Source organism: Dactylosporangium darangshiense (genome assembly GCF_039537565.1).
Taxonomy (GTDB): domain Bacteria; phylum Actinomycetota; class Actinomycetes; order Mycobacteriales; family Micromonosporaceae; genus Dactylosporangium; species Dactylosporangium darangshiense.
In genome coordinates this window covers 121,592-141,230 of sequence record NZ_BAABAT010000011.1, presented here as the reverse complement: position 1 = coordinate 141,230, position 19,639 = coordinate 121,592, and the positions used below count along the sequence as shown (strand labels likewise).

The following is a 19,639-nucleotide window of genomic DNA, read 5'->3' as shown; positions in this document are numbered from 1 at the left end:
ACCTTCACAGCGCCCGCCGCCCGGCCGCGATGATGGCGGCGAGCCGCTCGACATGCTCGTCGGTCGCGTCCACCAGCGGCGGGCGGACCGAGCCGACGTCGAGGCCCCCGAGCCGGGCGCCGGCCTTGACCAGGGCGACGGCGTAGCCGGGCACGAGGTCGCGCAGCGCGACGAAGGGCAGGTAGAAGGCGGCGAGCAGGCGCTGCACGGTGGCGGCGTCGCCGGTCGTGACGGCGCGGTAGAACGCCGTGGCGATGTCGGGCACGAAGCACAGCACCGCCGAGGAGTAGCTCTCGACGCCGATCGAGCGGTACGCCTGCACAGACAGCTCGGCGGTGGGCAGGCCGTTGAGGAAGCCGAACTCGTCGGCCCGCGGGTGGCCGCTGGTGCGGATCGCGGTGACGAGGCGCAGCATCGCGCTCACGTCGCCCTTGCCGTCCTTGATGCCCACGACGGTCGGCACGTCGAGCAGCGCGACGGCGGCGTCGGGGTCGAGCACCGCGTTGGCCCGCTGGTAGACGGTGATCGGCAGCGGGGTCGCCTCGGCGACGTACCGGACGTGCTCGACGAGCCCGGCCGGCGTGGAGTGCACGAGGTACGGCGGCAGGAGCAGCAGCCCGTCGGCGCCCGCCTCGAGCGCGGCGATCGCGAAGTCGCGGGCCATCGCGGGCCCGCCGCCGGCGCCGGCGAAGACGGGCGCGCGCCCGGCGGCGACCTGCACGGCGATGCCGACGACCTCGCGGTACTCCTGCAGCGAGAGGCTCGTGAACTCGCCGGTGCCGCAGGCGACGAACAGTCCGGAGGGTCCGGCGGCCAGCTGCTGCTCGACGTGGTCGGCCAGGACGGCGAGGTTCACCTTGCCGTCGGTCGTGAACGGGGTCAGCGGGAACGACAGCAGGCCGTGCAGACGCATCATGTGCTCCTATCGATGGTGGTGATTGGGTCAGCCTTTGACGGCGCCGGAGGTGAGCCCGCGCATGAACTGCCGCTGCATGGCCACGAACGCGACGACCGACGGCAGCAGGGCCAGCAGCGAGGCGGCCAGCAGCACGCCGATGCCGACCTGCTCGTCGCTGCGCAGCGTGCGCAGGGCCAGCGGCAGCGTGAAGTGCCCGGAATCCTGCGCGACGAGCAGCGGCAGCATGTACTGGTCCCAGATCATCGTGAACCCGAAGATCCCGATCACGCCGAGCGCCGGCTTGCACAGCGGCAGGATGACGGACCAGAAGATGCGCAGGTCGCCGGCGCCGTCGAGGCGGGCCGCCTCCTCGAGCTCGACCGGGATGTCGCGCATGAACTCGGTCATGACGAGGATCGAGAACGCCCAGGCACCGACCGGCACGATCATGCCGGCGAGCGTGCCGATCAGGTTGATGTGCACCAGCGGGACATCCGCGAGTACCAGTGAAAGCGGTATTGCGAGGATCTCCTCGGGCAGCATCATCGTCGACAGGATGAGCAGGAACACCAGGCGCAGCCCGGGAAAGCGCTTGCGGGCCAGGGCGTATGCGGCCGACACGCTGACCGCGATCTGCAGCAGCAGGCCGAAGCCGACCACCACGAACGAGTTGAACAGATAGTGCAGCACGTCGCGGCGGATCGCGGCGCGGAAGTTCTCCAGCGTGAGCGACCGCGGGATCAGAGTCAGGCTGGTCGGGTCCTGCGCGGGGGCGAACGCGCTGACGAGCAAGGCGAGCAGCGGACCGGCGAAGACCAGGACCAGCATGGTGTACACCAGGAATCGCCCGAATTTTGCCGGACGACCTCGAAGGGCGTCGAGGCCCAGCGCGGTGTCGTGTCTCATCGTGCCCTCCCCGCCCGGGCCCGCTGGACCGCCACGGTCAGCACGACGGTGGCCAGCAGCAGGATGACGGAGCCCGCCGCCGCCACGCCGAGCTCGTTGCGCTCCAGGCCGAGCTTGTAGATCAGCGTCATGAGCACCTCCGTCGAGCCGTTGGGCCCGCCGTTGGTGAGCAGGTAGATCTCGGTGAACACGCGCAGGCCGCGGATCGCGGCGAGGGTGAACAGGATCGCGAACACCGGGCGCAGCTGCGGGAACGTGACGTGCCACAGCCGCCGCCAGCGGTTGGCGCCGTCGACCTCGACGGCCTCGTAGAGGCTGCGGTCGACGCCGGCGAGCCCGGCCAGGAAGATCATCATGTCGTACGGCGCGCCGCGCCAGATGCCCACGCCCATCACCGACCACAGCGCGGTGTCCTGCGAGTTGAGGAACTGCGACGGGCCCATCCCGAGCCAGCCCAGGATCGTGTTGATCGCGCCGTCGGGCGCCGGGTAGTACAGGATGCGCCACACCTCGGCCACGACCGCCATGGCGGCGACGGTCGGCAGGAACACCGCGGTGCGCACGAACCAGAGGCTCTTCGCCTGCCCCTCCAGCAGCAGCGCGAGCACCAGGCCGATGACGAGCGACCCGGCGGTCTGCCCGACGGCGAGCACGACGGTCTGCCAGACCGCGCGCAGGAACACCGGGTCACCGCCGACGGCGGTGAAGTTGTCCGTGCCGACCCAGCGGTCGCCGAGGTAGGGCCGGACCTCGTAGAGGCTCATCTGGATGGCCCGGCCCATCGGCACGAACTTGAACAGCGCGAAGAGGATCAGTGCGGGCGCGAGGAAGGCCCACGGCAGCAGGTCCGGTCGCCGCCGGCGGCGCCGGGCCGGCGGGGCCGGGGCACGCCGCGCCCCGGCCCGCACCTGCGTCATCGTCATCAGGCCGCGACCCCCTGCTTGGCGAGCTCGGCCTGGAAGGCCTGGCTGAGCTTGGTCAGCTCGGCCTTCGTGTCAGACCCGCAGTTGGCGACGATCGCGTTGATGGTGTCCGCGGACGTCTGGCGGAACGGCGTCCAGTCGGGCACGGCCGGGGTGTAGCGGCCCGACTGCTTGTAGATCTCGTCGAACACCTGCCAGCGGGTGTCCTTGCGCACCGAGGACAGCGTGACGGTCGAGTTCACCGGCAGCCGCACGATGTTGCCGTCGGTGTCGCCGGCCATGCCGATGGTCTGTCCCTCGACCGAGATCGCGAACTCGGCGAACTTGTTCTGCCCGGCCTGGTTCTTCGACCCCGCCATCAGATACGTGTTCTCGCCCTCGGCCAGCGACACCGACTTGCCGGACGGCCCGGGCGGCGCGGGCACGGTCTCGTACTTGTCCTTGCCGAGGTTGCCGTCGAAGCGCGCCATGTTGTACGGCCCGGTGAAGTAGATGCCGGCCTTGCCGCTCTCGAACACCGGGTGCGCCTGCGTCGTCTCCATCGTCACCGCGCCCGGCGCGACCGTCTTCGCCTGGCAGAACTGGGCCTTGAACCAGTCCACCGACGCGACGGACGCGGCGCTGGCGATCGCCGGGGCGAACTTGCCGTTCTGCTCGGTGAAGTAGTCGCCGCCGCCGGACCAGAGGAAGCTCGTGAAGTACCAGGACATGTAGCCGCGCTTCGTCGAGCCCGGCACGTCGTACCCGTAGGTGTCCGCCTTGCCGTTGCCGTCGGGGTCCTTGGTGGTGAAGGCGACGGCGAGCGCGTCGAGGTCGGCCCAGCTCTTCGGCACGGCCAGGCCGAGCTTCTCGCGCCAGTCCTTGCGGATGAACAGCGCGAAGGACTGCGCGCTGTTCGGCACGCCGTAGTACTTGCCGTCGGGCCCCTTCGCGGCGTCCCACGACACGGGCGTGAGCTTGTCGGACCCGGGCACGTCGGCCTGCTTCACCTCGCGCACGATGCCCTGCTTGAGCATGCTGCCGAGCTGGGCGGTGTCGTTGATGACGATGTCCGGCAGGTGTTTCTGGGCGGCGGCCTGCTGGAGCTTGGTCTCGAAGTCGTCGAAGAGCGCGGTGACGTTGGCCTTGATGCCGGTCTTGGCCGTGAAGGCGGTGGCCAGCTGTTTGGTGGTCTTCTCGGCGGTACCACCCGGTGGCTTGCGCACCCAGATCTCCAGGGGTGCGGCCGCGTCCTGCGGTGCGTTGGACGCGGACCCGCCGCCGCACGCGCCGAGCACCAGCCCGGCGGCGACGAGCACCGCCGCGTGCATGGCAAGCAGCGCTTTGCGCTTGGCGGGATTGGCGCGCAGCGCCGTGTGCTTGGCGAGCAGTCTGATCGTGGGGCGCCGTCCAGACACTGCCTTGCCTCCTGTCTACATATGTGGACACCATCCGTACATGTGACGTCGTGCAGACACAAGTTAGCGTCCGGTATGATGACCGTCAACACGTTGGGAAACACGGTTCAGCGAGGGTGGCAGGCATGGCGCGCAGGCGGGACGAGGACGAGTCCGGCGAGGTCGGCGCGGGCGGCGCCGCCGAGGTCAACCCGGTCAAGTCGGCCCAGCGCACCGTGCGCATCCTGGAGGCGCTGGCCGAGTCGCCGACCCGCCTGACCCTCTCAGAGCTGCAGGAACGCATGGGCTACCCGCGCTCGAGCCTGCACGCGCTCATCCGCACGCTGCGCGAGATGAAGTGGGTCGAGGCCGACCCGACGGGCTCGGCGTTCGGCGTCGGCCCGCACGCCCTGCTCTCCGGCACCGCCTACCTCGACCGCGACGCCGCGCTCCCCTTCGCCTACGAGACGCTCGAGGACCTGCGCGCCGAGCTCGGCTACACCACCCACTACGCCCGGCGGGTCGACGCCGACGTGCTGTACCTGGCCAGCCGCGAGTCCCGCAGCGGCGTCGTGCCACGGGTCGGCCGCCGCCTGCCCGCCCACGTGACCGCACTGGGCCAGGTCCTGCTGTCGGCCCTCACCGACGAGGAGATCACCGCCGTACTGCCGGCCGAGCTGGTCTCCCTGACCCCCAACACCATCACCGACCTGAAGGAGCTGCTCGCCGAGCTCGAGGACGTGCGCGGCCGCGGCTGGGCGCACGAGCAGGAGCAGGGCACCGAGGGCGTCGCGTGCGTCGCGGTCGCGGTCGACTACCGCATCCCCGCGACGGACGCGATCAGCTGCTCGATGCCGGCCAAGAAGTCCAACTTCGACGAGGTACGCCGAGTCGCCTACGCCCTGAAGGAACACACCGCGAACCTGGCCGCCACACTGCGCCGCGAGGGCATCCGCTAACCGGCCGGCCCGCGTACCTCCAGCGCGGCTCGCCTCCAGCGCGCCTGTTCCTAGCGCGGCTCGTCCCTAGCGCGGCTCGTCTCCAGCGCGGCTCGTCGCTAGCGCGGCTCGTCTCCAGTGCGGCTCGTCGCTAGCGCGGCTCGTCTCCGGCGCGGCTCGCCTCCAGCGCGGTTGGTTTCAGCGCGGTTGGTTTCAGCGCGGTTGGTTTCAGCGCGGCGCCGGTGGCACGCCGAGCGGGATTTCGCACCAGGCGCCGCCCATGCGGTACAACTCCGGCGTCCCCGGAAAATCGGGCTCCCCGAACGCGGCGATCCGCTGCGCCGCGAACACCTCGGCGTCGTCGCGCGGAAAGTAGCCGATCGCCTCTCCCTCGGCGAGCGAACAGATGCCGCGGGTGTTGCGGCTGACGCCCCACACGATGCGGTACCCGGGCGCCGGCACCGTCAACGCCGCCTCGACGAGCCGAGCCCCGTCGTCGGGCGACAGCCACATGGACAGCCCGCGCAGCCCCGGCGGTTCGGCGACCCACATGCCGATGCGCAGGCACACGACGTCCATGCCGAACCGGTCCGCGTACAGCCGCCCGGCCGCCTCGGCCGCAACCTTGCTCCAGCCGTACATCGTGTCGGGCCGCGCCGGCGTATCGGCCGGCACGCCCCCGGGCGGCGCCTCGCGCGCATCGGTGAACCCCGCAGCATGCGTCGACGAGGCGAGCACGACGCGGGCACCGGCACGGCGCGCTCCTTCGAGCACGCACCAGCTGCCGTACGCGTTGACCCGCAACGCATCCTCGGCCGTCGCCTCCTTGGCGAGCCCGCCGAGATGCACGACGCCGTCGACGCCTTCGCACGCCCGCGCGACCGCCTCGGCATCGTCGACCGACCCGATCACCACCTCCTCATCGCCGGCCTCCCCCAGCTCACCGACCCTCGCCAGCCCGCCGGCGTCGCTCAGCCCGCCGACCCTCCTCAGCCCGCCGGCGTCGTTCAGCCCGCTGGCCCTCGCCAGCCCGCCGGCGTCGCCCAGCCCGCCGGCCGTCCCCAGCCCACCGGCTTCCCTCAGCCCGCCGACCCTGTCCAACGGCGCCGGCTCGTGTAGGTCGAACAGGCGCAACGTGCGACCGGGTCCCGCCAATCTCGTGCGCAGCAACGCGGCCACCTTGCCCGCCCCGCCCGTGATCAGAATGCGCTTCATGACACCTCCGAATGCTGCTCAACGACCCGATTCTGGCCTATCTCGACCGGAGCTCGGGGCATCCACATATGTGGACGGCAAACAAATCTACGAACGCTTATTGACCCGCTGGACGCCGTTCACTTTACTAGCTGATTACCAAACCCCTACACCATCGGAGGCGCTCGATGTCCTCGCGAGTATCCAGGCGCTCGCTGCGGGGCGTGAACCGAAGATCGGTCGCGCTCGTCGCCGCGGCCGCCACGATCGCCGCCGGCGCGGTCGTCGCGCTCGGCCACTCCTCCAGCGCACAGGCCGGCGCCGGCGCGCTGACCGGGCTCGACACGTCGGCGGGCAACCGGCGCGCGCCGATCGCCGGGCTCTACGACTGGTCGCACGCGGGCTACCGCGGCGGCGCCGACCTGCCCGGCGACGGGCAGGTCAACCCCTCGGCCGCCTGTCAGGTGACGCCGGCGGAGCTCGCCTCGCAGTACAACGTCCACCCGGACGACAACGCGGACGACACGGCCGGCATCCAGGCCGCGATCGACGCGGTGAAGTCGGGCTGCAGCCCGTCGGCGTCGTACACGAAGCTGAGCCTGCTCTCCCTGCCCGCCGGCACGCTGGACGTCACGCACGAGATCCACGTCGACGCCGACTACCTCATCATCCGGGGCGCGGGCGCGGGGACCGGCGGCACGCGGCTGGTCTACCGGCCGGACGCGAACACGCGGTACGACACCCTGACCTCGGACGGGTCGGACTGGGACGAGGACGGCATGACGTCCGGACAGGGCAAGGGCGGCTGGCTGTGGCCCGGCCGCGGGCTGTTCCGGGTCCAGTCGCGCGGCGTGCACTCCTCGTACGCGAGCGACTACGCCGCCGCGCCCGCCAACCGCAAGGACATCTTCGAGGGCACGGTCAACGTGCACTGGAAGGTCGGCGTGGCGTTGCGGGCCAAGCCGGGCGACACCGGGTTCGCGGCGCGGACCGGGGACCGCACGGTGTACCTCGCCAGCTCCGGCTCCCTTTCGAACCTCACGGTCGGCGGCCTGGTCAACGTGCGCGCCGCCAACTCGGTGAACTTCTACGCTCAGCAGAACGTCGTGCCCGCCGACGGCACGCTGCTCAACCAGCACATGCGCCAGCAGATCTTCACCGTGACCGCCGTCGACTCCACCAACCGGACGGTGACGCTGGACAAGCCCCTGGAGTACGACGTGCCGGTCGACTCCACATCGGACGGTTCGCCCGCCATCGACGGCACCGTCTACGCCTCGAAGGTCTCGCCGCTCGTCGACCCGGTGGTCGGCGTCGGGTTCGAGAACCTGTCGTTCACCCAGGACATGCCGGGACTCAGCCGGTCGGACGCCGTCCACAACTACGGCAACATGGCGCCGGACGCCGAGATGCACGGCATCGTCTTCAAGTGGGCCGCCGACTCGTGGGTCCGCGGCGTGCACACGGAGATGACCGGCTCGCACCCGATCGTCACCGAGGAGGCGTACCACCTGCAGATCGTGGACAACGAGCTGGACGGCGCGTGGAACAAGGGCAAGGGCGGCAACGGGTACTTCCGCGGCTCCCGCGTGTGGGACTCGCTGTACGCCGGCAACACCTCCCGCAACCTGCGCCATTTCACGTTCCAGTGGTCCGCATCGGGCAACGTGGTCATCGGCAACGACTTCGACTCCGACCTCAACCTGCACGGCGGCTGGGAGCGCAACAACCTGTTCGAGCTCAACACCGTCACCGTGCCGTTCGAGCACCGGTCCGCCAACTGCCGGGCGAACTGCGGCGAGGAGGGCGGCGGCGCCCCCGATTCCTCGACGTGGTTCCCGATCTGGTGGGCGGCGGGCAAGAAGGCGGTGAAGTGGTCGGGCTCGTCCGGCCCCCGCAACGTCTTCTTCGACAACGCGATGAGCAAGCAGGTCACGGCGGGCGCCGCCTACACCCCGTACTACCCCGACCGCCACACGGTGTACCAGTTCGGCTGGACCGGCACCGCCTGGCACCACCTCGACGCGGGCGGCACCCCGATCGCCGACTGGGCGTCGAACGAGCAGCGCGACTACACCGGCGGCCACGGCGTCGACGCGTCGCGCACGGACGCCGCGCAGTCCCTGTTCCTCAAGACGGTGCCCACGTCCCCGTCCGCATCCCCAACCGTGTCACCGTCCTCATCCCGGTCACCGTCCACGTCCCCGTCGGCCTCCACATCCGCGTCGCCATCCCGATCGGCATCCACATCCACGTCACCGTCCCGATCGGCGTCAGCATCCACGTCCGCGTCGCCGTCCGCGCCCGCCGGCTGCGTGCGCGCAGCCTTCGCGAAGACGTCGACCTGGAACGGCGGCTACGGCGCGCAGTACACGATCACCAACAACTGCCCGACGGCCATCACCACCTGGACTGTCGAGTTCGACCTGCCGGCCGGCACCACCGTGTCGAGCTCGTGGAGCTCCGTCCGTACCAGCAACGGACAGCACTACACATTCGTAAACGCCAGCTACAACGGTGACATCGCGCCAGGTGCTGCCGAGAGCTTCGGCTTCAACGCCAAGGGCAGCGCCTCGCCGACCGGCTGCCGAGTCAACGGTTCGGCATGCTGAACCACACGGATGCGACTGCCACGGCCACCGCCGGCAGTCAGCGGCTCGGCCCGCTCAGCCACAACGACGCATCCGCCGCCGCCGGCAGTCGACGGCTCGGCGCACGCAGTCACAACGACACGTCGGCCGCCGCCAGCAGTCGACGGGTCGGCGCACGCAGTCACAACGACACATCCGCCACCGCCGGCAGTCGATAGGTCGGCGTGTTCAGTCACAACGACGCATCCGCCACCGCCCGCCGGATGCGGTCCACAGATCTGGACGATCGGCACGACCGTACCGTGCCGCCACCCTCCTGAAGGAGAGTCAACCTTGCGACGCTCAACCCTCGCCACCGCCATCGGCGTGCCGGCCGTCGCGCTCGCCACCGCGGTCGGTTTCGCCGCGGTCGCACACGCCGCCGCGCCACAGCTCACCGCTGCGTTCGCGCAGACCTCTGTGTGGAGCAGCGGCTACGGCGCGCAGTACACGATCCGCAACGCCGGCGACGCTGCGTCCACCGCGTGGCGGGTCGAGTTCGACCTGCCGGCCGGGTCGATCGTGTCGAGCTCCTGGAGCTCCGTCCGCACCACCAACGGACAGCACTACACATTCGTGAACGCCAGCTACAACGGTGACATCGCGCCAGGCGCTACCGAGTCCTTCGGGTTCAACGTCTCCGGCCTCGGTACCCCACTCAACTGCACCATCGACGGGCACGCCTGCGCCGGAGGCACGACAACGCCGTCACCCTCGCGCACCTCGTCGTCACCGTCGTCGTCGCCGTCGCCTTCTCCCTCGTCGCCGTCACCGACGCCGTCGACGCCGCCGGTCACCAGTGGGCCGACCATCGACGTCTCGACCTCGGCCCAGCTGCAGTCGGCGCTGGCCGCGGTCCGGCCGGGGCAGACGATCCGGGTGGCAGCGGGCACGTACCACGGGTCGTTCGTCGCAACGACCGCCGGAACCGCGTCGCAGCCGATCACGCTCACCGGGCCGGCCGGCGCCGTGCTCGTCAACGACGGGCCGTCGGGCGAGGCGCCGAGCTGCCCCGCGCCGACCGCGGGCTGGGACTCCGGCTACGGGCTGTGGCTGTACAACGCGCCCTACTGGAACCTGACCGGCTTCACGGTCGCCGAGTCCAAGAAGGGCATCGTCGCCGACAACTCGCAGCACCTGACCGTCGACGGCGTGTACATCCACGACGTTGAGGAGGAGGGGCTGCACTTCCGGCGCTCCTCGGCCGACGGCATCGTGCGCAACTCGCGCATCGAGCGGACCGGCCTCGTCCAGCCCGGCTACGGCGAGGGCGTCTACATCGGCTCGGCCGGCTCGAACTGGGGTTGCCACGGCAACACCGGCGGCGTCGACCGCAGCGACCGCGTGCAGGTCATCGGCAACCGGCTCGGCCCGAACATCGCCGCCGAGGCGATCGACGTGAAGGAGGGCACCACCGGCGGGCTGATCAGCGGCAACACGTTCAACGGGCAGGGTGTCAGCGGGGAGAACTCTGCCGACTCCTGGGTCGACGTCAAGGGGATGGACTACCGCATCGAGAACAACACCGGGACGTTCAGCAGCCCGGGGACGTTCGCTAACGGGTACGAGACCCACAACCCGTCCACAACGCCGTCGTTCGACAACGGGTGCGGCAACGTGTGGCGCAACAACCGCTCGGATCTCGGGGGCGTCGGGCAGTACGCCGTGAACGTCACCTCGCAGTCCAAGTGCTCGGCGCGGCCGAACGTGGTCTATGCGTCCAACACGGTGACGAACGCTACCAAGGGCCTGACCAACATCCCGGTCACGCCCTAGTGATGCGGAACAGGCCCCAGTTATAAGGAACAGGACGGCGGCCCGGGCGCGACGATGCGCCCGGGCCGCCGTCGTCGTTCACGCTGCGCCGTGGCGGGCCAGGACCTCGGCGCGGGACGCGTCATCAGCGGCCAGCACGCCCCCGTTGGCCACGTCGTGCCCGCCGATCTCGGTGAAGACGATCCGCACGTCCTGGCGGCGGGCGCCGAGGATCTCCACGGCGTCGTCGGTCACCGCCTCGACGAACCGCCGGCGCTGCTCCAGGCTGCGCCCGCGCAGCAACTCCACGGTGATGTTCGGCATCGGTCCTCCCAGGTTTCCCGCTAGACAGTGCGCTCATACTAAGACGCTGTCCACATACTTGATAAGCGGCCAAGTCCGCCGATACGATCCAGCATCATGAACATTGAGGTGCGGCACGCCACCGATCCGGGGTCCGTCGAGACCGCCACGACCGCCCAGCTCCGCTCCCGATACCTCATCGAAGACCTGTTCGCGCCCGGCGAGGTGCGCGCCGTGTACACCCACGAGGACCGCATGGTCGTCGCCGGCGCCGTGCCCGACGGGGCCCCGCTCGCGCTGCCCGCCTGGGACGCCCTCGGCACCGAGCACCCGCTCGAGCGCCGCGAGCTGGGCGTGATCAACCTCGGCGACGCCGGCGAGGTGGTCGTCGACGGGACCGCGCACAAGCTCGGCACGCTCGACGGGCTCTACGCCGGCCGCGGCTCGACGATCACGCTGTCCGGCGCCGGCGCGTGCTTCTACCTGGTCTCCGCGCCCGCCGACGCCACCCACCCGACGGTCACGTTCGGCCGGGACACGATCGAGCCGGTGCGCATCGGAGACCCGGCGACGGCGAGCGCGCGGTCGCTGTACCGCTATGTATGGGGCGGCGGCCACCCGAGCTGCCGGCTGCAGTTCGGCGTCACGGTTGTGGACGCCGGCTCGGTATGGAACACGATGCCGGCGCACCTGCACGATCGGCGCACCGAGGTGTACCTCTACACCGGCCTCCCCGCCGACGCCCGAGTCGTGCACCTGCTGGGCCGGCCCGGCGCGACCCGGCACCTGATCGTCCGCGACCGCCAGGCCGTCATCGCGCCCGCATGGTCGGTGCACTCCGGCGCCGGCACCGCGCCCTACGCGTTCGTCTGGGCCATGTCCGGCGAGAACACCGACTACGGCGACCTGCAGGGCGTGCCGATGGAGGCGCTGTGAGCGGCCTGTTCGACCTCGCCGGGCGCACCGCCGCGGTCACCGGCGCCGGCCGGGGCATCGGCCGCGGCATCGCCCTTGCCCTCGCGGAGGCGGGCGCCGACCTGATCCTGGTCGGCCGCGCCGCGTCGCAGGCGGGCACCCGGGACGAGATAACCGCCCTCGGCCGCAAGGCGTCGATCGTCGACGTCGACCTCGCCGACCGTGAGGCCACCCGCGCGGCCGGCTCCGAGCTGGCCGCGGCCGGCGGCGTGGACATCCTGGTCAACAACGCCGGGGTGATCGACCGCGCGAGCGTGCTGGACGCGACCCCCGAGGCATGGGACCGCGTGCTGGACGTGAACCTCAACGCGGTCTTCGAGCTCAGCCGCCTCCTCGCCGCGCCCATGGCTGCCCGCGGCGCCGGGAAGATCGTCAACGTGGCGAGCCTGCTGTCGTTCCAGGGTGGGCTGCGCGTGGCGTCGTACACGGCGGCCAAGCACGCCGTGGCCGGCCTGACCCGCGCGATGGCCAACGAGCTGGCGCCGCGGGGCGTGCAGGTCAACGCGATCGCGCCCGGCTACATCGAGACCGACAACACGCAGGCGCTGCGCGAGGACCCGGAGCGGTACCGCGCGATCAGCGACCGCATCCCGGCCGGACGCTGGGGCACGCCGCGGGACCTGGCCGGCGCGGTCGTGTTCCTGAGCTCGCAGGCCGCCGACTACGTGAACGGCCACATCCTGGTCGTGGACGGCGGCTGGCTCGCCCGCTGAACAAACCACCACGCACCGTTAAATCATGAAATGTCCGAAAAATCCGGATCGCGCCAGCGATCTGGATTTTTCGCGACAGAGCGTCAAGAAGACCGAGCGCGAAACGCCTGGCGATAGGCCGATGGAGACGTGCGCATCGCCTGGGCGAAATGGTGGCGGTACGTCACCGGCGTCTCGAAGCCGACCGCGGACGCGATCTGCTCGATCGACGAATCCGTCGTTTCGAGCAGGGCCAGGCTCGCCTGGATCCGCTGGCGCAGCAGCCAGCGGATCGGGCTGGTGCCGGTCGCGCGTGTGAAATGCCGCAGGTACGTGCGCGGGGACATGTGCGCCTGACGCGCCAGTTCGGGCAGGGTGAGCGGCTCGGCAAGGCGCGCCATGGCCCAGGTCAGGCTCGCGGCGATCCGGTCGTCCTCCGCGTCCGCGGGCATCGGGGCCTCGATGAACTGGGCCTGGCCGCCGTCGCGGTGCGGCTGCACGACCAGGCGGCGCGCGACCGCGTTGGCGATCGCGGCGCCGTGGTCGGTGCGCACGACGTGCAGGCACAGGTCGAGGCCGGCCGCACTGCCGGCGCTGGTCCACACGTCGCCGTCGGCGAGATAGAGAACATCGGGGTCGAGGGTGACCTGCGGGAAGCGCAGGCGGAAGGCGTCGGCGTAGCGCCAGTGCGTGGTGGCGCGGCGGCCGTCAAGCAGGCCCGCGGCCGCGAGCGCGAAGGCGCCCGAGCAGATGGAGACGATCCGCGCGCCGCGGGAGCGTGCGGCGCGCAGCGCGTCGAGCACCTCGGGCTCGGGGCCGGCGTGCACGTCCGCGACGCCGGGGACGATGACCGTGTCCGCGGCCGCGAGGTCCGCGAGGCCGCCGTCGGCGTGCAGCGTGGCGCCGCCGACGACGGGGACCGGTGCCGCGGTCGGGGTGCAGATGCGCAGCCGGTACCAGGGAATGTCGAACTCCGGGCGCGGCAGCCCGAAGACCTCGGTGACGATCCCGGTCTCGAAGAGCGACATGCCCGGGAACGCGAGGACCGACACGGTGGGGCCGCCGACGTGCACACGCATGGCGAAATGTTAGCGGACAGCGTCGTTTTCGCCACTGTCCCGCGGTACCACTGCGGAATCATGCTGGACCGCATGACGAACGCCATCGAGCACTTCACCGCCCGCCTCACCTTCGAGACCGACGTCAGCGACGTGCACGCGGCCATGACCGCCGGGACCCCGAACCTCGTCGTCGTCGACTCGCGCGGTGCGCAGGCGTGGGCGCAGGGGCGCATCCCGGGCGCCGTGCACCTGCCGACGGCCGACATCGCCGTGCGCGCCGCCGAGACGATCCCGGCCGGTTCCGAGGTCGTCACGTACTGCTGGGGCCCGGGCTGCAACGGCGCCACCCGCGCGGCGCTGGAGTTCGCGAAGCTCGGCTACCGGGTACGCGAGATGCTCGGCGGCTACGAGTACTGGGTGCGCGAGGGCCTGGAGTTCGAGACCTCGGCGGGCCGGGAGAGCCGGCCCGCCGACGAGCTCACGGCGCCGCGCTGGGCCGTGTCATGCGACTGTTAGGAGCGTCTTGCCGACCGCGGTGCGCTCCTCGATCGCCCGGTGCGCCTCGGCGGCGTCGTCCAGCGCGTACACCTGGCCGATGAGCGGTACGAAGCGCTTGGTCTCGAGCGCGGCCAGGGCACTTCCCAGGTAGCCGCGGTACGTCTGCGGGCTCAACTGCACCTGCTCGATCCCGGTCGCGGTGACGTCGCGCGCCCGAGCGAGCTCGGGGTCGGCGACGGCGAAGCCGCCGGCGGGGGTGCCGTGGCCGGAGAACCGGCCGCCGCGCTTGACCAGGTCGAACGCGGCGCGGCCGTACTCGCCGCCGGCGCCGTCGAGCACGGCGTCGACGGGCTCGACCGCGGCGGTCCAGCCCGGCTCCGAGTAGTCGACGACCTGGTCGGCGCCGAGCTGCCGGAGGCGCTCGAGCTTGGCCGCCCCCCGCGCCGCGGCCACCACCGTCGCGCCCTCGGCCTTGGCGAGCTGGACGAGGATCGCGCCCATGCCGCCGCCGGCCGCGGTCACCAGCACCCGGTCGCCGGGGTTGATCGGCACGATGTCGAGCAGCGCCAGCGCCGTGACGCCGTCGTGCAGCACCGCGGCGGCGTCGGCCGCCTCGACGCCGTCGGGCACGACGACGAGGCCGTCGGCGCCGGCCAGGACACGGGTGGCGTATCCGCCGCCGGCGTGGCCGGTGCGGGCGACGACCCGCTTGCCGATCCACTGTGGAGCGATACCGCTGCCCACCGTGAACACCGTGCCGGCGACGCCGACGCCGGGGCGGTAGGGCAGGTCGACGGCGAAGTACGGCGCGCCGTTGCCGGAGCGCACCCGCGTCTCCAGCCACAACGTGTCGGCGACCGCCACGTCGATGACGACCTGGCCGGGCCCGGGCGCCGGGTCGGGCGCGTCGACCGGGGTGAGAACCTCCGGCCCGCCGAAGCGGGCCACTTCGATTGCACGCATGAAAACCACCCTGCAACCTCAAGCGCGGTTCAGGTCAACCGGCGGTTAAAGGCGGCCGGCGGGGGCAGCACTCGCGCCGTGGTTGACACACGAACCTCGAGCGACGTGACGCTGCACGTCAACGGGCAGGAGCACCAGCTGCGCCTGGACAACCGGGCGACGCTGCTGGACGTCCTGCGCGAGCAGCTGGACCTGCCCGGCGCCAAGAAGGGCTGCGACCACGGCCAGTGCGGCGCCTGCACGGTCCTGCTGGACGGTCGCCGGGTGGTCAGCTGCCTCATCCTCGCCGTCACCGCGGACGGCTCGGACGTGACCACGGTCGAGGGGCTCAGCGCCGGGCACGGCCTGCACCCCATCCAGGAGGCGTTCGTCGAGTTCGACGCGCTGCAGTGCGGCTACTGCACGCCCGGGCAGATCTGCTCGGCGGTCGGGCTCACCCCGGAGGAGACCGGCTCCCTGGCCGATATCCGGGAGGCGATGAGCGGCAACCTGTGCCGCTGTGGTGCATACGTGAACATCGCCGCCGCCGTCTACGAGGTGGCGGCGGCGTCATGAAACCGTTCGTGTACGAACGACCGGACGATCCGGCGGGCGCGGTCGCGACGATGGTCCGGCCCGGCGTGGTGTACCTGGCCGGTGGAACGAACCTGGTCGACCTCATGAAGCTGGGCGTCACGGTGCCGGACATGCTCGTCGACATCAACGCCCTGCCGTTCCACGACGTCGAGGAGGTGCCCGGCGGCCTGCACGTCGGCGCGCTGGTGCCCAACAGCGACCTGGCGATGCACGCCGCGGTGCGCGCTGCGTACCCGGCAGTGTCGCAGGCGCTGCTCGCCGGCGCGTCCGGGCAGCTGCGCAACCGCGCGACCGTGGCCGGCAACCTGATGCAGCGCACCCGCTGCCTCTACTTCCAGGACGTCGACAAGGCTTGCAACAAGCGGTCGCCGGGCTCCGGTTGCGACGCGCGCGACGGCGACCACCGGGAGCTGGCGATCCTGGGCGCCTCGCCGCAGTGCATCGCCACCAACCCGTCCGACCTCGCCGTGGCACTGTCCATCATGGACGCGACCGTGCACTACATCGGGCCGCACGGCGCCGCCGCGATCAGCGTGCACGACTTCTTCCGGCGACCGGGCGACCGGCCGGACCGGGACAACAGCCTGCCGCGCGGCGCGCTGATCACCGGCGTGATGCTGCCGGAGCTGCCGATCGCGGCGACGTCGGTGTACCGCAAGGTCCGCGACCGCGCCTCGTTCGCCTTCGCGGCCGGCTCGATCGCCGCCGCGATCGACGTGCGCGACGGCGTCGTGCAGGACGCCCGGATCGCGTGGGGCGCGGTCGCGCACCTGCCGTGGCGGGCATGGGCCGCCGAACGGCTGCTGCGCGGCGCGCCCGCCACCGCCGAGAACTTCGCGCGGGCCGCAGACGCCGAGCTCTCCGGCGCGCGCCCGCTGCGCGACAACGGCTGGAAGGAGCCGCTGCTGCGCAACCTGACCGTCGAGGTGCTGCTGGAGATGACCTCATGACGACGCTGCACCCCACGAGCATCGGCGCCGCCTCGCCCCGCCTGGAGGCGCGGGAGAAGGTGACCGGGCACGCGATGTACGCGGTGGACCGGCCGATGCCGGGCGCGGTGTACGCGTGGCCGGTGCAGGCGGCGTTCGCGCACGGGCGGGTCGCCGCCGTGCAGACCGAGGCGGCGCTGGGCATCGACGGGGTGCTCGCCGTGCTGTGGCACGGCAACGCGCCTCGCCTGGAGCCCGGCGACGACCCGCAGATGCTCGTGCTGCAGTCGCCCGAGGTGGCGTACTACGGGCAGGTGGTGGCCCTGGTGGTGGCCACGACCCTGGAGAGCGCGCAGGAGGGCGCGGACGCGGTGGTGGTGCGCGCCGAGGTGCAGCCGGCCGACACCGTGCTGCGCGCCGACCACCCGGACCTGTACGAGCCCGAGACCGTCAACGCCGGATACCCTGGCCGGCTGGAGACGGGCGACTTCGAGGCCGGGTTCGGGGTCGCCGACGTGCGCATCGACGCCACCTACCGCACGCCGATCGAGCACCACAACGCGATGGAGCCGCACGCCGCGACCGCGTTCTGGGAGCGGGGGCGGCTCGTCGTGTACGACGCCACGCAGTCCTCGACCACGATGCGCGACACCCTTGCCGCCCTCTTCGAGCTCCCGCCGCAGCTCGTGCGGGTGCACAACGAGCACGTGGGCGGCGGCTTCGGCGGCAAGGGCTTCCCGAAGCCCACCGCCGTGCTGGCCGCCATGGCCGCGCGCCTGGTCGGCCGGCCGGTCAAGCTGGCGCTGAGCCGGACGATGCTGTTCGCGATGGTGGGGTACCGCACGCCCACCATCCAGCGCGTCCGGCTCGGCGCCGATGCGAAGGGACGCCTGCTCGCGATCGGGCACGAGGCGTTCGCCCAGACGTCGCGGCTCACGGAGTTCACCGAACAGTCCGCCGTCATCAGCCGCGTACTCTACGGCGCGCCGAACCACACCAGCCGCCATCACGTCGTGCGGCTCGACGTGCCGACGCCCACGGTGATGCGCGCCCCCGGCGAGTGCCCGGGCTCGTTCGCGCTCGAGTCGGCGATGGACGAGCTGGCCACGGCCGGCAACTGGGACCCGGTGCAGCTGCGCATCGACAACGACACCGACCGCGACGCCGAGGGCCTGCCGTTCAGCAGCCGCCACCTCGTCGAGTGCCTGCGCCGCGGCGCCGAGGCGTTCGGCTGGTCCGGGCGCGACCCGCGGATCGGCAGCCGGCGCGAGGGGCGCTGGCTGCTCGGCACCGGCGTGGCCTCCTCGACGTTCCCGGCGATCACCTGGCCGTCGACCGCGACCGCGCGCGCCACCGCCGACGAGCACTTCCACGTGGCGGTCAACGCCGCCGACATCGGCACCGGCGCCCGCACCGTCATGCGCCAGATCGCCGCCGACGCGCTCGGCGTGCCCACGCACTGCGTCGAGATCACGGTCGGCGACAGCGCCATCGGCCAGGCACCGGTCGCCGGCGGCTCGATGGGCACGTCCTCGTGGGGCTGGGCCGTCACCAAGGCCTGCCTGGCGCTGCGGGAGCGCATCGACCGCGAGCACGGCGGCCGCGTGCCGCCGGAGGGGATCTCGGTCGGCGCGGACACCACCGCCGACATCGCCGCCCGCGGCGACTACTCCCGGCACGCCTTCGGCGCCCAGTTCTGCGCGCTGCGGGCCGACCCGCGCACCGGCGAGGTCCGCATCGACCGCCTGCTCGGCGTGTTCGCCGCTGGCCAGATCATCAACCCGACCACGGCCCGCTCCCAGCTGATCGGCGGGATGACGATGGGCGTCGGCATGGCCCTGACGGAGCAGACGATCCTCGACCCGCGCACGGGCGACTTCGTGACGTCGGACCTGGCGTCGTACCACGTCGCGGTGAACGCCGACGTCCCGCGCATCGACATCGAGTTCGTGCCCGAGGACGACCCGCACCTCAACCCGATGGGCTCCAAGGGCATCGGCGAGCTCGGCATCGTCGGCACCGCGGCGGCGGTGGCCAACGCCGTGTACCACGCCACCGGCATCCGCGTGCGCTCACTGCCGATCACCCCGGCGGCGCTGCTGTCCTATTCGTCGTCGTCCACCGGCGCGTAGGGCTGCAGCGCCTCGACGGACGGGATCACGTAGTACGCGCCGGTCAGCGGCGTGGTGTAGCGGGTCAGCGCGTCGCGGACGCCGTCGCCGACGCCGGCCATGCGGCGCAGCATCTCGGCGAGCGGGTGCTGCACCGCGCAGAAGCCGACGAACATCGTGCCGTGCTCGCGCACCGTGCCGTAGGCGGTGTTGCGGCGGAAGATCTTCAGCTCCTTGCCGTCCTCCTCCACGACGGTGCGCGCCACGTGCGACGTCGGCGGCTTGTGCTCGTCGTCGAACTCGATCGAGTCCGCCTTCGTGCGCCCGATCACCAGCTCCTGCTCGGCCACGGTCAGCGCCTCGAAGGCGGCCGAGTCGTGCCGCCACTGCTGCACGAGCGCCACGCTGCAGCCCGCGCCCGGGCCGTCGGCGGCCGCGGCGACGGTCGGCGCGAGGCTGCGGGGCGGGTTCTCGGTGCCGTCGATGAACCCGGTCAGGTCCCGGTTTTGGTGGTACACCCAGCCGGAGACCTCCGACGCGCAGTCCGCGATCGGCTCGAGGCGGGCAAGCGCCTCGCGCGTGTAGTCGAACAGCGCGGTGCGGTCGGCGCCGGACAGCCACAGCCACGCGTCGTGCTGCGTCGCCGGCATCGTGAACCCGTCCGGGCCCTTGACCGGCTGCGCGAAGTCCTCGGCGAGCACGGGGCTCCACAGCGACGGCCGGATGCCGATCACGACGTTGATCGCGCCCGTGGCCGGCATCGGCTCCCCGACCGCGGTCAGCGCCTCCAGCAGCTCCCGCACGCTCGTGCCGTCGCGGCGGTCGAACTCCATGTACGCGTGTTCGGCCAGGGCCGCGGCGAAGATGCCCGGCTGAGGAGTCGGTGCCATCGCGCGATCGTATCCGCCCAA

18 protein-coding genes are annotated in these 19,639 nt (G+C 71.7%); 9 read left to right on the top strand and 9 right to left on the bottom strand.

Going from position 1 to position 19,639, the window contains the following annotated elements; translation table 11 throughout:
- Positions 1–4: 4 nt before the first annotated feature.
- The 4 genes from ABD901_RS21970 to ABD901_RS21955 are packed head-to-tail and all read right to left on the bottom strand — an operon-like array spanning position 5 to position 4,124.
- Positions 5–916 (bottom strand): 5-dehydro-4-deoxyglucarate dehydratase, encoded by a 912-nt coding sequence (locus ABD901_RS21970; RefSeq protein WP_345128992.1) that lies wholly within the window; start codon positions 914–916, stop codon positions 5–7.
- A gap of 27 nt (positions 917–943) precedes the next feature.
- Positions 944–1,804: a carbohydrate ABC transporter permease gene (locus tag ABD901_RS21965; protein ID WP_345128991.1), complete on the bottom strand. Its 861-nt coding sequence runs from the start codon at positions 1,802–1,804 to the stop codon at positions 944–946.
- Positions 1,801–2,727 carry a carbohydrate ABC transporter permease gene (locus ABD901_RS21960; protein WP_345128990.1) on the bottom strand — a complete coding sequence of 309 codons (927 nt, stop codon included), beginning with the start codon at positions 2,725–2,727 and terminating at the stop codon, positions 1,801–1,803. The genes ABD901_RS21965 and ABD901_RS21960 overlap by 4 nt, the downstream gene beginning before the upstream one ends.
- On the bottom strand, positions 2,727–4,124 hold the full coding sequence (locus ABD901_RS21955) for an ABC transporter substrate-binding protein (RefSeq protein ID WP_345128989.1): 1,398 nt from the start codon (positions 4,122–4,124) through the stop codon (positions 2,727–2,729). The genes ABD901_RS21960 and ABD901_RS21955 overlap by 1 nt, the downstream gene beginning before the upstream one ends.
- 125 nt (positions 4,125–4,249) lie before the next feature.
- Between ABD901_RS21955 and ABD901_RS21950 the strand changes: the two genes are divergently transcribed.
- On the top strand, positions 4,250–5,062 hold the full coding sequence (locus ABD901_RS21950; protein ID WP_345128988.1) for an IclR family transcriptional regulator: 813 nt from the start codon (positions 4,250–4,252) through the stop codon (positions 5,060–5,062).
- Positions 5,063–5,269: 207 nt separating this feature from the next.
- Here the strand turns inward: ABD901_RS21950 and ABD901_RS21945 are convergent, their stop codons facing one another.
- Positions 5,270–6,256, bottom strand: a complete 987-nt coding sequence (locus ABD901_RS21945) for an NAD-dependent epimerase/dehydratase family protein (protein ID WP_345128987.1) — start codon at positions 6,254–6,256, stop codon at positions 5,270–5,272.
- A 203-nt stretch (positions 6,257–6,459) separates the two neighbouring features.
- Between ABD901_RS21945 and ABD901_RS21940 the strand changes: the two genes are divergently transcribed.
- A complete protein-coding gene (locus ABD901_RS21940; protein ID WP_345128986.1) occupies positions 6,460–8,847 on the top strand; it encodes a cellulose binding domain-containing protein in 2,388 nt (795 codons plus the stop codon).
- A 312-nt stretch (positions 8,848–9,159) separates the two neighbouring features.
- On the top strand, positions 9,160–10,641 hold the full coding sequence (locus tag ABD901_RS21935) for a cellulose binding domain-containing protein (protein WP_345128985.1): 1,482 nt from the start codon (positions 9,160–9,162) through the stop codon (positions 10,639–10,641).
- Positions 10,642–10,719: 78 nt separating this feature from the next.
- Here ABD901_RS21935 and ABD901_RS21930 read toward each other — a convergent pair whose 3' ends face one another.
- A complete protein-coding gene (locus ABD901_RS21930) occupies positions 10,720–10,944 on the bottom strand; it encodes a tautomerase family protein (RefSeq protein WP_345128984.1) in 225 nt (74 codons plus the stop codon).
- Positions 10,945–11,040: 96 nt separating this feature from the next.
- Here ABD901_RS21930 and kduI point away from each other — a divergent pair, with 96 nt between their 5' ends.
- Together kduI and ABD901_RS21920 are read left to right on the top strand one after the other, a co-directional pair.
- Positions 11,041–11,859 carry a 5-dehydro-4-deoxy-D-glucuronate isomerase gene (gene kduI, locus ABD901_RS21925; RefSeq protein WP_345128983.1) on the top strand — a complete coding sequence of 273 codons (819 nt, stop codon included), beginning with the start codon at positions 11,041–11,043 and terminating at the stop codon, positions 11,857–11,859.
- Complete coding sequence (locus tag ABD901_RS21920) at positions 11,856–12,611, top strand: glucose 1-dehydrogenase (RefSeq protein WP_345128982.1); 756 nt, start codon at positions 11,856–11,858, stop codon at positions 12,609–12,611. The genes kduI and ABD901_RS21920 overlap by 4 nt, the downstream gene beginning before the upstream one ends.
- Before the next feature lie 83 nt (positions 12,612–12,694).
- On the opposite strand, the gene ABD901_RS21915 is transcribed toward ABD901_RS21920, so the two are convergent.
- Entirely contained in the window at positions 12,695–13,669 is a 975-nt protein-coding gene (locus ABD901_RS21915) for a helix-turn-helix domain-containing protein (protein ID WP_345128981.1), read from the bottom strand.
- Positions 13,670–13,741: 72 nt separating this feature from the next.
- On the opposite strand from ABD901_RS21915, the gene ABD901_RS21910 reads away from it, so the two are divergent.
- On the top strand, positions 13,742–14,167 hold the full coding sequence (locus ABD901_RS21910; protein WP_345128980.1) for a rhodanese-like domain-containing protein: 426 nt from the start codon (positions 13,742–13,744) through the stop codon (positions 14,165–14,167).
- On the opposite strand, the gene ABD901_RS21905 is transcribed toward ABD901_RS21910, so the two are convergent.
- Positions 14,153–15,112, bottom strand: coding sequence for a zinc-binding dehydrogenase (locus tag ABD901_RS21905; protein ID WP_345128979.1), 960 nt, complete (start codon positions 15,110–15,112; stop codon positions 14,153–14,155). The two genes, ABD901_RS21910 and ABD901_RS21905, sit on opposite strands and share 15 nt — an antisense overlap.
- A 78-nt stretch (positions 15,113–15,190) precedes the next feature.
- Here ABD901_RS21905 and ABD901_RS21900 point away from each other — a divergent pair, with 78 nt between their 5' ends.
- The 3 genes from ABD901_RS21900 to ABD901_RS21890 are packed head-to-tail and all read left to right on the top strand — an operon-like array spanning position 15,191 to position 18,749.
- Complete coding sequence (locus tag ABD901_RS21900) at positions 15,191–15,667, top strand: (2Fe-2S)-binding protein (RefSeq protein ID WP_345128978.1); 477 nt, start codon at positions 15,191–15,193, stop codon at positions 15,665–15,667.
- Positions 15,664–16,638: an FAD binding domain-containing protein gene (locus ABD901_RS21895; protein ID WP_345128977.1), complete on the top strand. Its 975-nt coding sequence runs from the start codon at positions 15,664–15,666 to the stop codon at positions 16,636–16,638. The genes ABD901_RS21900 and ABD901_RS21895 overlap by 4 nt, the downstream gene beginning before the upstream one ends.
- Positions 16,635–18,749 carry a xanthine dehydrogenase family protein molybdopterin-binding subunit gene (locus ABD901_RS21890; protein WP_345128976.1) on the top strand — a complete coding sequence of 705 codons (2,115 nt, stop codon included), beginning with the start codon at positions 16,635–16,637 and terminating at the stop codon, positions 18,747–18,749. The genes ABD901_RS21895 and ABD901_RS21890 overlap by 4 nt, the downstream gene beginning before the upstream one ends.
- Here the strand turns inward: ABD901_RS21890 and ABD901_RS21885 are convergent.
- Positions 18,722–19,618, bottom strand: a complete 897-nt coding sequence (locus ABD901_RS21885; protein WP_345128975.1) for a Dyp-type peroxidase — start codon at positions 19,616–19,618, stop codon at positions 18,722–18,724. The genes ABD901_RS21890 and ABD901_RS21885 overlap by 28 nt on opposite strands.
- Between the last annotated feature and the right edge of the window lie 21 nt (positions 19,619–19,639).